The organism is Enterobacter cloacae complex sp. GYL001 (assembly GCF_049237125.1).
Lineage (GTDB): Bacteria > Pseudomonadota > Gammaproteobacteria > Enterobacterales > Enterobacteriaceae > Enterobacter > Enterobacter hormaechei_C.
Map to the genome: position 1 here is coordinate 66,170 of NZ_JBMKGW010000009.1, position 14,035 is coordinate 80,204.

General features: G+C 57.0%; 9 protein-coding genes. 4 read left to right on the forward strand and 5 right to left on the reverse strand.

Annotated features, from left to right (window positions below):
- Positions 1-37 precede the first annotated feature (37 nt).
- A complete protein-coding gene (nfuA, locus tag ACOTWU_RS16190) occupies positions 38-613 on the forward strand; it encodes a Fe-S biogenesis protein NfuA (RefSeq protein ID WP_003861601.1) in 576 nt (191 codons plus the stop codon).
- A 305-nt stretch (positions 614-918) separates the two neighbouring features.
- Positions 919-2,235 (forward strand): gluconate transporter, encoded by a 1,317-nt coding sequence (gene gntT, locus ACOTWU_RS16195; RefSeq protein ID WP_017384145.1) that lies wholly within the window; start codon positions 919-921, stop codon positions 2,233-2,235.
- 111 nt (positions 2,236-2,346) lie between these two features.
- Here the strand turns inward: gntT and malQ are convergent, their stop codons facing one another.
- Both malQ and malP read right to left on the reverse strand, forming a co-directional pair.
- Complete coding sequence (malQ, locus tag ACOTWU_RS16200; protein WP_045348705.1) at positions 2,347-4,425, reverse strand: 4-alpha-glucanotransferase; 2,079 nt, start codon at positions 4,423-4,425, stop codon at positions 2,347-2,349.
- Positions 4,426-4,434: 9 nt separating this feature from the next.
- Positions 4,435-6,828 (reverse strand): maltodextrin phosphorylase, encoded by a 2,394-nt coding sequence (malP, locus tag ACOTWU_RS16205; RefSeq protein ID WP_015571448.1) that lies wholly within the window; start codon positions 6,826-6,828, stop codon positions 4,435-4,437.
- Positions 6,829-7,400: 572 nt separating this feature from the next.
- Between malP and malT the strand changes: the two genes are divergently transcribed.
- A complete protein-coding gene (malT, locus tag ACOTWU_RS16210) occupies positions 7,401-10,106 on the forward strand; it encodes an HTH-type transcriptional regulator MalT (protein WP_015571449.1) in 2,706 nt (901 codons plus the stop codon).
- Between the two features lie 62 nt (positions 10,107-10,168).
- Here the strand turns inward: malT and ACOTWU_RS16215 are convergent, their stop codons facing one another.
- Genes ACOTWU_RS16215 through glpE form a run of 3 tightly spaced genes read right to left on the reverse strand, consistent with a single transcriptional unit; the run spans position 10,169 to position 12,154 of the window.
- Positions 10,169-10,927, reverse strand: a complete 759-nt coding sequence (locus ACOTWU_RS16215; RefSeq protein WP_032655365.1) for a DeoR/GlpR family transcriptional regulator — start codon at positions 10,925-10,927, stop codon at positions 10,169-10,171.
- A 16-nt stretch (positions 10,928-10,943) separates the two neighbouring features.
- Positions 10,944-11,774 (reverse strand): rhomboid family intramembrane serine protease GlpG, encoded by an 831-nt coding sequence (glpG, locus tag ACOTWU_RS16220; protein WP_015571451.1) that lies wholly within the window; start codon positions 11,772-11,774, stop codon positions 10,944-10,946.
- Positions 11,775-11,821: 47 nt separating this feature from the next.
- Entirely contained in the window at positions 11,822-12,154 is a 333-nt protein-coding gene (gene glpE, locus ACOTWU_RS16225) for a thiosulfate sulfurtransferase GlpE (protein WP_008503062.1), read from the reverse strand.
- A 285-nt stretch (positions 12,155-12,439) separates the two neighbouring features.
- Here glpE and glpD point away from each other — a divergent pair, with 285 nt between their 5' ends.
- Positions 12,440-13,948 carry a glycerol-3-phosphate dehydrogenase gene (gene glpD / locus ACOTWU_RS16230; protein WP_015571453.1) on the forward strand — a complete coding sequence of 503 codons (1,509 nt, stop codon included), beginning with the start codon at positions 12,440-12,442 and terminating at the stop codon, positions 13,946-13,948.
- Positions 13,949-14,035: the final 87 nt, after the last annotated feature.

Genomic DNA, 14,035 nt, shown 5'->3' on the forward strand with positions numbered 1-14,035 from the left:
ATACCCAGGTAATTTAGTCAACTATTAGGCCAAAGCTATGATCCGTATTTCCGATTCTGCACAAGCGCACTTTGCCAAACTGCTGGCAAATCAGGAAGAAGGGACGCAGATCCGCGTGTTTGTGATCAATCCAGGCACTCCGAATGCAGAATGTGGTGTCTCTTATTGTCCTCCGGATGCTGTGGAAGCAACTGACACTGCCCTTAAATTTGAACAGCTCACCGCGTACGTTGATGAGCTGAGCGCGCCGTATCTTGAAGATGCGGAGATTGATTTCGTCACTGACCAGCTGGGTTCTCAGCTGACGCTGAAGGCGCCAAACGCGAAGATGCGTAAAGTTTCTGACGATGCCCCGCTGATGGAGCGTGTGGAATATCTGCTGCAATCGCAGATCAACCCGCAGCTGGCCGGCCACGGGGGACGTGTTTCCCTGATGGAAATCACCGAAGATGGTCTGGCGATCCTGCAATTCGGCGGCGGCTGTAACGGCTGCTCCATGGTTGATGTAACCCTGAAAGAAGGGATCGAGAAGCAGCTGCTGAACGAATTTCCGGAACTGAAAGGCGTGCGCGATCTGACCGAGCACCAGCGCGGCGAGCACTCTTACTACTGATTCAGTCCCCGTCTGTATTGCCCGGTGGCGCTGCGCTTACCGGGCCTACTTTTTCTTGCCTCCCCCTCTGTATGTTGACCTGCGTCTCATAATTCAAATTTTGCCTCCCTGGGTGATTCTCAATCACCGCATGTTACCCGTATCATTCTCGTGGGCACTCAACACCCTTATAACAGCCGACTAAACTTAACGTTTTCGCAGGCATCAGTATGAGTGCCGTTAACACTCTGTTCCCAGTTGGGACAACCGGAATTTGTCGTTGAAACAATGACGTTACCCATAACAATTCAAAGGCCAGGTCAATCATGCCATTAGTCATCGTCGCTATCGGTGTTGTGTTATTACTGCTCTTGATGATCCGCTTCAAAATGAACGGATTTATCGCTCTGGTTCTGGTGGCACTTGCAGTCGGTCTGATGCAGGGAATGCCGCTGGTTAAAGTTATCAGCTCCATTAAAGCCGGTGTCGGCGGTACGCTCGGCAGCCTGGCGCTGATCATGGGCTTCGGCGCCATGCTCGGTAAAATGCTCGCGGACTGCGGTGGCGCACAGCGTATTGCCACCACGCTGATCGACAAATTTGGTAAGAAGAACATTCAATGGGCGGTGGTGTTAACCGGTTTTACCGTCGGTTTCGCGCTGTTCTATGAAGTGGGCTTCGTGCTGATGCTGCCGCTGGTGTTCACCATCGCCGCTGCCGCCAACATCCCGCTGCTGTTCGTGGGTGTGCCGATGGCTGCGGCGCTGTCCGTCACCCACGGTTTCCTGCCGCCGCATCCGGGCCCAACGGCTATCGCCACCATCTTCCATGCCGATATGGGTAAAACCCTGCTGTTTGGTACGATTCTGGCGATCCCGACGGTGATTCTGGCAGGCCCGGTGTATGCGCGCTTCCTGAAAGGCATTGATAAGCCTATCCCGGAAGGGCTGTACAGCGCCAAAACCTTTACTGAAGAAGAGATGCCAGGCTTTGGCGTCAGCGTCTGGACCTCACTGGTACCGGTGATCCTGATGGCGATGCGTGCCATAGCAGAGATGGTTCTGCCGAAAGGTCACGCGTTCCTGTCCGTTGCGGAGTTCCTGGGCGACCCGGTGATGGCGACGCTGATTGCGGTCCTGATCGCCATGTTCACCTTCGGTCTTAACCGTGGTCGTTCCATGGATCAGATCAACGACACGCTGACTTCTTCCATCAAAATCATTGCCATGATGCTGCTGATCATCGGCGGTGGCGGCGCGTTCAAGCAGGTGCTGGTCGACAGCGGCGTGGATAAATACATCGCGGCCATGATGCATGAAACCAACGTCTCCCCGCTGCTGATGGCATGGTCTATTGCCGCGGTGTTGCGTATCGCGCTGGGCTCTGCGACCGTTGCGGCGATTACCGCGGGCGGTATCGTTGCGCCGCTGATTGCGACCACGGGCGTCAGCCCTGAGCTGATGGTTATCGCGGTTGGTTCCGGTAGCGTGATTTTCTCCCACGTGAACGATCCGGGCTTCTGGCTGTTCAAGGAGTACTTCAACCTGACCATCGGTGAAACCATCAAGTCCTGGTCCGCGCTGGAAACCATCATTTCGGTGTGCGGTCTGGTCGGGGTGCTGCTGTTGAATATGGTGGTTTGATGTATTAAGTCGGGTGGCGGCTATGCCTTACCCGACCTACTTAATGCACGTAGGCCCGGTAAGCGTTAGCGCCACCGGGCAATAAAAAACCCGCCACTGGCGGGTTTTTTATCACTTCTTCGCGGCTGCTTTTCGCCGTTTATCCAAATCCTTAATCAACCTGTTCACCCCGTCATCGGCAAACATCGCTTCAAGCGTTGTGGACAGCTTGCGACGCCAGTTTTTGTACTGATAGCTGGTGCCGGGGATGTTTACCGGCTCCGCCATATCAATCCAGTCTTCCGGTTGCAGACCGAGCAACGCGCTGTTGCTGTCGGCAATATAGCGCTGTAAGCCACGATTAAGCGTTGGCGTCATCGACATCAGCGACGCCTTATGCCCGGCGCGCTTCGGCAGACAGCCATGCTTATGCAGCGCATCCAGCAGCCCCTGCTTCGCCAGCTCGCGATCCTGATACAGCCCACGCAGAACCTCTTCATCTGGGTAGAGACCCAGCGTTTTGCCGAGCGTCAGGTCGCCGCTTTCCCAGTAGCCTCTGAGCGTAGGAAGATCATGCGTCGTCGCGACTGCCATTGACTGTTCAGGGTACGCTTTCGGCGCGCGGAAGGTTTTCTCATGGTCGTTTTCAAAATAGAGCACTTTGTAGGAGTAAACCCCGCTGTCGCGGAGCTTGCTGACAATTTCCACCGGCACGGTACCGAGATCTTCGCCAATCACCATGCACTGATGACGTTTACTCTCCAGCGCGAGGATTGAGAGCAGGTCGTCCACCGGATACTGCACGTACGCCCCGTGGTCAGCCGTTTCACCGTACGGGATCCACCACAGGCGCAGCACGGACATCACGTGGTCGATACGCAACGCGCCGCAGTTCTGCATGTTAGCGCGTAGCAGGTCGATAAACGGCTCGTAGGCACGCGCCGCCATCACGTGCGGATCCATCGGTGGCAAGCCCCAGTTCTGACCAAGCGGGCCAAGAATGTCCGGCGGCGCCCCCACAGAAGCTTTCAGGCAGTAAAGTTCACGGTCACACCAGGTTTCCGCCCCGCCTTCCGCCACGCCGACGGCCAGATCGCGATACAGCCCGATCGGCATGTTATAGCCCTGGCTCACCTGCCAGCAGGCGGCAAACTGGCTGTACGCCAGCCACTGCAACCAGAGATAGAAATCCACCTCGTCGGCATGCGTCTCACAGAACGCCTTCACTTCCGGGGTATCCACGGACTGATACGCTTCCGGCCACACCGGCCAGCCCCAGCGCATCTCGTCCTCCTGAACCTGATACGCATGCAGCGCATCAAACGCTGCCTGCCAGTAAAGGCTCTCGCCTTCCTGCATTACAAACTGGCGGAAGGCTGCCATCTGCTCGTCGTCACGCTTCGCAAAGCCCTTCCAGGCCAGACGCAGAGCCGCCATTTTCAGCGCGGTAACGGAGGCATAATCCACCCAGTCCGCATCGCGGGCCTGTTTCAGCAGCTGTTGCGTGGTCTCAAGTTTCCACCACGCCTGCGCCTCTTTGCTGTTTTTGAAATCGTCTAACGCGTTAACGTCGATGTAAATCACGTTCAGCCAGCGACGGGAAGACGGGCTGTACGGGCTGGCGCTTTCCGGATTCGCCGGATAGAGGGCGTGGATCGGGTTGAGGCCGATGAACGCGCCGCCGCGCTCACCAACAGATGCCAGCATCTTTTTCAGGTCGCCAAAATCGCCAATGCCCCAGTTGCTGTCCGAACGCAGGGTATAGAGCTGCACGCAGGCGCCCCACAGCTTTTTGCCTTCACGCAGCGCCTGCGGCTCATAGCAGCGCTTTGGCGCCACAATCACCCGACAGTGAAAACGCTGGTCGTCCCGGGTCAGCGTAAGCGTGTGGTAGCCCTCCGGCAGCTTCGCCGGAAGGTTGAGGGTTTTGCCGCCGGTGGCATGGCCTTTGTGCTGATGCCCCTCTTCGGTGGTGAGCAGCCAGCTGAACTCGCCGCGCCCTTCCACCGCCAGCGGCATCTTTTTGCCCGCGGTAAAGACCTTGACGTTCGGCACCGGCGCACCCGACGCTTTCGCGTCGGTTTTGTGCATGGCATCCAGCAAACGTCTTTTGGTGTCCGCACCAATAGACTGCGGTTTGCCGTGCGCATTGATGTAACTGAGGCTAATTCCCGCCGCCTGCGCGGCACTGTCCAGACGTTTACTCTCCATCGCGCTTCCTTAGCGTTTTGCCTGCCAGATACGAGCCTGATAATCACGGATTGAGCGGTCAGAGCTGAACATACCGCAGCGCGCGGTGTTCAGGATACACGCGCGGGTCCAGGCATCCTGGTCGCGATACAGCACGTCGACCTGCTTCTGCGCTTCAACGTAAGCCGAGAAGTCAGCCATCACCAGGTACGGGTCGCCGCCCTGTTTGTCCATGCTGTGCAGCATCTGGTCAAACGCGTGCTTGTCGCCGTCGCTGTACTTCCCGCTTTCCAGCTCTTTGAGCACCGCATCCAGCACTTTATCTTTTTTACGCCATTTCACCGGGTCGTACCCTTTGGCTTTGATGGCTTTCACTTCTTCAACAGTATGGCCGAAGATAAAGATGTTCTCTTCGCCGACCTTCTCGGCGATTTCGACGTTCGCACCGTCCAGCGTGCCGACGGTCAGCGCGCCGTTCAGGGCCAGCTTCATGTTGCCGGTACCGGACGCTTCTTTACCGGCGGTAGAGATCTGCTCGGAAATATCCGCCGCCGGGATCAGCATTTCAGCCGCAGAAACGCAGTAGTCCGGCAGGAACACCACCTTCAGCTTGTCGCCCACTTTCGGATCGCTGTTGATCGCCGCCGCCACTTTATTAATGGCAAGGATAATGTTTTTCGCCAGGTAGTAGCCCGGCGCCGCTTTCGCACCGAACAGGAACACGCGCGGGACGCGGTCGGCCTGCGGGTTCTCGCGGATCTCTTTGTACAGCGCCAGAATGTGCAGCAGGTTCAGGTGCTGACGTTTGTACTCGTGCAGTCGTTTGATCTGGATATCGAAAATCGCATTCGGGTTGATCTCAATTCCGGTGCGCATTTTCACAAACTCGGCCAGACGAACCTTGTTCTCCAGCTTAATGGCACGGTACTGCTCGCGGAACTTCGCGTTGTCGGCCTGTTTTTCCAGGTTGATGAGCTGGTCCAGGTCGTTGGCCCACTCTTTCTTCAGGGTCTTGTCCAGCAGGCCGGCCAGCAGCGGGTTGCACTGCTTAATCCAGCGACGCGGCGTGATGCCGTTGGTCACGTTATGGAATTTGGTCGGCCACAGCTGGTGGTATTCCGGGAAGAGATCTTTCACCACCAGATCCGAGTGCAGCGCGGCCACGCCGTTCACCGCAAAGCCGCTGACCACGCACATGTTCGCCATGCGCACCTGCTTGTCGTGCACAACGGCCAGCTTCGCCCAGACGGCCTTATCGCCCGGCCAGGTTTTCTCCACCAGCGTTTTGAACTGGTCGTTAATCTTGTTGATGATCTGCATATGGCGCGGCAGCAGCGTTTTCACCAGCTTCTCATCCCAGCACTCGAGCGCTTCCGGCATCAGGGTGTGGTTGGTGTAGGCGAAGGTGCGGCTGGTAATGGCCCAGGCGTCGTCCCAGCTCAGCTGATGCTCGTCGATCAGCACGCGCAGCAGCTCCGGGATCGCAATGGTCGGATGCGTGTCGTTAAGCTGAATAACTTCGAAGTCCGGCAGCTGAGCCAGCTTGCGGCCCGCCAGGTGGTGGCGACGCAGAATATCCGCCACGGAGCAGGCGCACTGGAAGTACTGCTGCATCAGACGCAGCTTTTTACCCGCCAGATGATTATCGTTCGGGTAGAGGACTTTGGTCAGCTTCTCGGCGTCGATCCCCTGCTGCTCGGCGCGCAGGAAATCACCGTCGTTGAATTTGGTCAGGTTAAACGGATGCGCGTGCTTCGCCTGCCACAGGCGCAGCGGCTGCGCCACGCCGTTACGGTAGCCGAGTACCGGCAGGTCCCAGGCTTCACCGGTAATGGTGAACGCCGGTTCCCAGAGTCCCTGCTTCGTGACTTTCCCGCCAATCCCGACCTGCACATCCAGCTGCGCGTTGTGGCGGAACCACGGATAGGTATTGCGGTGCCAGTCGTCTGGCGCTTCCATCTGATGGCCGTCGGCAAATGACTGACGGAACAGGCCGTACTGATAGTTCAGGCCATAGCCAATCGCCGACTGGCCCACGGTTGCCATGGAATCCAGGAAACAGGCTGCCAGACGTCCCAGACCGCCGTTACCCAGCGCCGGATCAATCTCTTCTTCCAGCAGATCGGTCAGGTTGATGTCGTGTTCTTTCAGCACGTCACCGACCTCCTGATACCAGCCAAGGTTCAGCAGATTGTTACCCGTCAGACGGCCAATCAGGAACTCCATTGAAATGTAGTTGACGTGACGCTGGCCTTTCACGGGCTTCGTCACAGGCTGAGCGTCCAGCTGCTCTGCGAGCGCCCCGCTCACCGCCTGCCACCACTGGTGAGGCGTCATTTCGTTTGCAGCATGAAGGCCAAAACGCTGCCACTGACGTGTCAGGGCAGCCTGAAATTGAGCTTTGTTGAAAGTAGGCTGTGACATAGGGAATCGGCATCCTGTAGAGAGTAAAAACATTTAACGCTAGTGTGCCTGGCTCATTGCGCCTCTTCCTCCTCCTGTCGGGGATTAGACAGGGAGGAGTAGCGGGGATGAGCATAAAAGTGTGATCGAGGCCACTGTGTGAGTGTGCGCTTCGCTGAAAAAGCGATCCCGGAAGAGCGTCAAAGAAATGAAATGCAGTTTCGGAGGAAATTAATCATCGCTGAAATGATTACTTACGTAGAATAATATTTCCGCGCGTCGCGATTATTCAGCACCCCTATTAAGCCGATGCAACTTTCCCCGAAGTTAATTAACTTCAGCGTCATTATCTCTTTCTGAAACCAGTTTCAGCGCAACCGCGACTTATGCACACAAGCCAGAAGCAGCGCGGCATCCAGCCATTTACGGAAAGTTCCATCAGTGATGAGAATGTTTTGTGACAGAGTGCAAATTCAGAGCCTCCAAACCCAGACATAACTTGCAATAGTTCCTCTATTGGCCGAACTTATAGATATTAATTACGAAGCGCAAAAAAAATAAATTCTCTCGTTCCCCACAGTGAAGTGAAAACTATGTTGATTCCGTCCAAATTAAGTCGCCCGGTTCGTCTTGACCATACTGTGGTCCGCGAGCGCCTGCTGGCTAAACTTTCCGGTGCGCATAATTTCCGACTGGCGCTGGTTACGAGTCCTGCGGGTTATGGAAAAACAACGCTCATTTCGCAATGGGCGGCAGGTAAAAGCGATCTTGGCTGGTACTCCCTGGATGAAGGGGATAACCAGCAGGAGCGTTTTGCCAGCTATTTAATTGCCGCGATTCAGCAGGCAACCAACGGACACTGCGTCACCAGCGAGGTGATGGTGCAAAAGCGCCAGTACGCCAGCCTGTCCTCTCTTTTCTCCCAGCTGTTTATAGAGCTGGCCGAATGGCATCGCCCGCTGTATGTGGTGATTGATGATTATCATCTGATCACCAACCCGGTTATTCACGAGTCCATGCGTTTCTTCCTGCGCCATCAGCCGGAAAACCTGACGCTGGTTGTCCTGTCGCGTAACCTTCCGCAGTTGGGCATTGCCAACCTGCGCGTGCGCGATCAGCTGCTGGAAATCGGCAGTCAGCAGCTGGCCTTTACCCATCAGGAAGCGAAGCAGTTCTTTGACTGCCGCCTGACGTCTCCGATTGAGGCGTCGGAAAGCAGCCGCCTGTGCGATGACGTTGCCGGCTGGGCCACGGCGCTTCAGCTGATTGCCCTCTCCGCGCGGCAAAACAACAGCCCGACGCATCAGTCCGCACGCCGCCTGGCCGGCATCAACGCCAGCCACCTGTCGGATTATCTGGTGGATGAGGTACTCGACAGCGTTGACCTCTCCACCCGCCATTTCCTGCTGAAAAGCTCCCTGCTGCGTTCCATGAACGATGCGCTGATCGTGCGCGTCACCGGCATTGAAAACGGGCAGCTTCAGCTCGAAGAGATTGAACGTCAGGGTCTGTTCCTGACGCGCATGGACGATCCCGGCGAATGGTTTAGCTACCATCCGCTGTTTGGCAGCTTCCTGCGCCAGCGTTGCCAGTGGGAACTGGCCGCAGAGCTGCCTGACATTCACCGCGCCGCCGCCGAAAGCTGGATGGCGCAAGGTTTCCCGAGCGAGGCTATCCACCATGCGCTGGCCGCCGGGGATGCCGGTATGCTGCGCGATATTCTGCTCAACCACGCGTGGGGACTGTTCAACCACAGTGAACTGACGCTGCTGGAAGAGTCGTTAAAAGCGCTGCCGTGGGAAAGCCTGCTGGAGAATCCGCGTCTGGTGCTGCTCCAGGCCTGGCTGATGCAGAGCCAGCATCGCTACAGCGAAGTGAACACCCTGCTGGCGCGCGCCGAGCAGGAGATGGAAAGCGAGATGGATACCACCCTGCATGGCGAATTTAACGCCCTGCGTGCGCAGGTGGCGATTAACGACGGTGACCCTGAGGAAGCCGAACGGCTGGCGATGGTCGCGCTGGATGAGCTGCCGCTGGCGAATTTTTACAGCCGTATTGTGGCCACCTCGGTACACGGCGAAGTGCTGCACTGTAAGGGCGATCTCACGCGTTCGCTTTCACTCATGCAGCAAACCGAACAGATGGCGCGCCGCCACGATGTCTGGCATTACGCCCTGTGGAGCCTGATCCAGCAAAGCGAGATTTTATTTGCTCAGGGGTTCCTGCAAGCCGCCTGGGAAAACCAGGAGAAAGCGTTCCAGCTGATCCGTGAACAGCATCTGGAACAGCTGCCGATGCACGAGTTCCTGTTGCGTATTCGCGCTCAACTGCTGTGGGCATGGTCGCGTCTGGATGAAGCAGAAAGCTGCGCCCGCCAGGGTCTGAATGTCCTTTCGAGCTTCCAGCCGCAGCAGCAGCTCCAGTGTCTGGCTCTGCTGGTGCAGTGCTCGCTGGCGCGCGGCGACCTGGATAATGCCCGCAACCATCTTAACCGCCTGGAAAACCTGCTCGGCAACGGGCAGTACCATAGCGACTGGGTGTCCAACGCCGATAAGGTGCGGGTGATTTACTGGCAGATGACCGGCGATAAAAAGTCCGCCGCCAACTGGCTGCGTCATACGCCTAAACCGGAATTTGCCAATAACCACTTCCTGCAAAGCCAGTGGCGCAACATCGCTCGCGTGCAGATCCTGCTGGGTGACTTTGAGCCTGCCGAGATTGTGCTGGAAGAGTTAAACGAAAACGCCCGCAGCCTGCGCCTGATGAGCGATTTAAACCGCAACCTGCTGCTGTTAAACCAGCTTTACTGGCAGGCGGGCCGTAAAAACGATGCCCAGCGCGTACTGCTGGAAGCGTTACAGCTGGCGAACCGCACCGGGTTTATCAGCCACTTTGTGATTGAGGGTGAAGTGATGGCCCAGCAGCTGCGCCAGCTGATTCAGCTCAACACACTGCCAGAACTCGATCAGCATCGCGCCCAGCGCATTCTGCGCGAGATTAACCAGCATCATCGCCACAAGTTTGCGCACTTCGATGAGAACTTTGTTGAACGTCTGCTGAACCATCCAGAAGTGCCGGAGCTTATCCGCACCAGCCCGCTCACCCAGCGTGAATGGCAGGTGCTGGGGCTGATCTACTCAGGCTACAGCAACGAGCAGATTGCCGGTGAGCTGGCGGTGGCGGCGACCACCATCAAAACGCACATTCGCAATCTGTATCAGAAGCTGGGCGTGGCGCACCGTCAGGATGCGGTGCAGCATGCGCAGCAGCTGTTGAAGATGATGGGATATGGAGTGTAGATCCTCTGCGGTCTGATGCCCTCACCCCGGCCCTCTCCCACAGGGAGAGGGAGAACGGCTTTTCAACACAACTCTAACTGCACATTATTATCTTTAATCACCTGCATGACGCCCGCCGGCGGCATCACGTCGGTGTAGACCGCATTCACCATGCTGATGCTGCCCATGTTCACCATCGCATTACGACCAAACTTGGAGTGATCCACCACCAGCATTACATGGCGTGAGTTCTCAATGATCGCGCGCTTGGTGCGCACTTCGTGGTAATCAAACTCCAGCAGCGAGCCGTCGGTGTCGATGCCGCTGATCCCCAGAATGCCGAAGTCGAGGCGGAACTGAGAGATAAAATCGAGCGTCGCTTCGCCGATAATGCCCCCGTCGCGGCTGCGCAGTTCGCCGCCCGCGAGGATGATGCGGAAATCGTCTTTCTGCATCAACGTGTTGGCCACGTTCAGGTTGTTGGTCACCACGCGCAGGTTCTCGTGGTTCAGCAGCGCATGGGCGACCGCTTCCGGGGTGGTGCCGATATCAATAAACAGCGTCGCGCCGTTCGGGATCTGGCTCGCCACTTTACGGGCGATACGCTCTTTCTCTGCCGTTTGCGTCGCCTTACGGTCATGCCATGAGGTGTTCACCGAGCTGGACGGCAGTGCGGCGCCGCCGTGGTGACGCAAAATACGGTTCTGATCGGCCAGGTCGTTGAGGTCACGACGGATGGTTTGCGGGCTGACGGCAAACTGCTCCACCAGCTCTTCAGTACTGACGTATCCCTGTTTTTTTACCAGTTCGATAATGGCGTCATGACGTTGTGTTTGTTTCATGAAATATCCCTGGGAATTATGTTCGTTTTCGCGCATGGAGCGTATCGGCCAGCGCCATCGCCAGCCCAACCGCCAGGCCGGTAACGTGCGCACCATTGGCGATAGACATACCAAACAGATCAAACCATCCGGCAATAAGCCATATTAACGCAAAGGTTATTAATCCACGTTGTAAATAGATGCCGCTATCCGGGTCGCGCTCGCCTCTGAGCCAGGCGTAACCCATCAGGGCGTACACCACGCCGGATAACCCGCCAAACCATGGACCGCTGAATTTGTGCTGCACGTAGCCGCTTAACAGGGCGCTGATAAGGGTGATCACAATCAGCTTGCCGCTGCCGAGCCGCTTCTCCACCGCCCCGCCGAGATACCACCACCACAGCAGGTTAAAGAGGATATGCATCACCGAGAAGTGCATCAGCGCATGCGTGAAGTAGCGCCAGACGTCAAATTGCAGGGAGGGATCGTACGGCCATGCGAGGGCAATCATCACGCTCTGGTCGCCCACCACGCTCATAATAATGAAGACGATGATGCAGGCTGCCATCAAAAGCAGCGTAAACGGTCCTGCGCGCTCGCGCAGGGTGGCGAGAAACGGAAAACGTTGATAGTGCAGGCCACTGCCGGTCTGGCCGGATTGCCAGCTTGCCGCCAGATAACGCGGGTCGCCCGGGTTTTCCAGAAAACGCGCAAGCTCGTCGTTCACGCGGCCGGCCTGGCTTTCGTCTGCCAGCCAGACATCCGTCTGTGTATGCTGCTGAATAGTCAGGATAATGCCCTGCGTCGCCATATAGTCGACAAACGCCTGGGCGACGCGCGGGTTGCTAAAAGAGGTGATCATCAACATGGGCAGCGGTCGCTTATTTCCACACAAAAGGGGACAGTATAGCGGGATCAGCGCTCAAACGCGTATTCAACTTCTGCCGGGAAATGACGATGCCAGGCATCGAAGCCGCCATCGACGCTGTACACCGCGTCGTAACCCTGCTGGAGCAGATACTGCGCCGCGCCTTTACTGCTGTTGCCGTGATAGCACATCACCATCACCGGGGTATCGAAGTCGTTATCGCGCATAAACGCGCCCAGCGTGTCGTTGGTGAGATGGAACGCGCCCGGCGTGTGGCCCATCGCAAAGCTCTGCGGATCGCGGATATCCACCAGCACCGCTTTTCCCTGGTGCATCTTCTGATGGGCTTCTTCTACGTTAATACATTCAAACTGATCCATGGTGTTCTCATCTTATATTCAGGTGTGGTGCGGTTTTCCCCTCACCCTACCCTCTCCCGGAGGGAGAGGGAAACGGATCACCCTCTCCCCGTGGGAGAGGGCTGGGGTGAGGGCATCAGACCGCACTATTTTACCCCGTAGTGTACGTCCTGGCGGCGGGTAAACGCCATTATGTTATCCATATCACTCTAAATTGTTTTTTTGATGTTACCAAAAGCGCGTTCCTTTGCTATTATGAGCGATATCGAACATTTTTGAGCTTTAACGAAAGTGCATGAGGGTGTTATGGAAACCAAAGATCTGATTGTGATAGGCGGTGGCATCAACGGTGCCGGTATTGCGGTTGATGCCGCAGGACGCGGTTTATCCGTGCTGATGCTGGAAGCTAACGATCTCGCCTGCGCGACGTCGTCCGCCAGCTCCAAGCTGATCCACGGTGGCCTGCGCTACCTGGAACACTACGAATTTCGCCTGGTCAGCGAAGCGCTGGCTGAACGCGAAGTACTGCTGAAAATGGCTCCGCATCTGGCGATCCCGATGCGTTTCCGTCTGCCTCATCGCCCGCATCTGCGTCCGGCGTGGATGATCCGCATTGGTCTGTTTATGTACGATCATCTGGGTAAACGCACCAGCCTGCCGGGTTCGACAGGTTTGCGTTTTGGCTCAGAGTCGGTTCTTAAACCTGAAATCGTGCGCGGTTTCGAATATTCCGACTGCTGGGTGGACGATGCGCGTCTGGTGCTGGCTAACGCGCAGATGGTCGAGAAGAAAGGCGGCGAGGTGAAAACCCGTACCCGCGCGACCGCCGCACGCCGCGAAAACGGCCTGTGGATTGTGGAAGCGGAAGACGTGGATACCGGTGAGAAGTTTAGCTGGAAAGCGCGCGGCCTGGTGAACGCCACCGGCCCGTGGGTAAAACAGTTCTTCGATGACGGTATGCACCTGCCTTCTCCGTACGGCATCCGCCTGATCAAGGGCAGCCACATTGTGGTGCCGCGCGTGCATACCCAGAAACAGGCTTATATCCTGCAAAATGAAGACAAGCGCATTGTGTTTGTGATCCCGTGGATGGACGAGTTCTCCATCATCGGCACCACCGACGTAGAGTACAAAGGCGATCCGAAAAACGTAGAGATCGACGAGAGTGAAGTCAGCTACCTGCTGAAAGTGTACAACGCGCACTTTAAGAAACAGCTGGCGCGCGATGACGTGGTCTGGACCTACTCCGGCGTGCGTCCGCTGTGTGATGACGAGTCTGACTCACCGCAGGCCATCACCCGTGACTATACGCTTGATATTCATGACGTGGACGGTCAGGCGCCCCTGCTGTCGGTATTTGGCGGTAAGCTCACCACCTACCGTAAACTGGCGGAGCACGCGCTGGAGAAACTGGCGCCGTATTACAAAGGCATCGGCCCGGCGTGGACGAAAGGCGCCGTGCTGCCTGGCGGCGATATCGGCGATAACCGCGACGATTACGCCGCGAAGCTGCGTCGCCGCTTCCCGTTCATTACCGAAGGAATGGCGCGCCACTATGCCCGCACCTACGGCAGCAACACCGAACTGTTCCTCGGCGAGGCGAAAGAGATTGCCGATCTGGGCGAGCATTTTGGCCATGAGCTGTACGAAGCGGAACTGCGCTATCTGGTGGAACACGAATGGGTGCGCCGTCTGGACGATGCTATCTGGCGTCGTACTAAAGAAGGGATGTGGCTGAATGCCGAGCAGCAGTCTCGCGTGGCGCAATGGTTGCAACAACATGCGGGAAAGCGTGAATTGTCGTTGGCGTCGTAATTGAAAAAAAGCCGGGTGGCGGCTCCGCCTTAACCGGCCTACTCGATCCCGTAGGCCCGGTAAGCGCAGCGCCACCGGGCTTTGTTT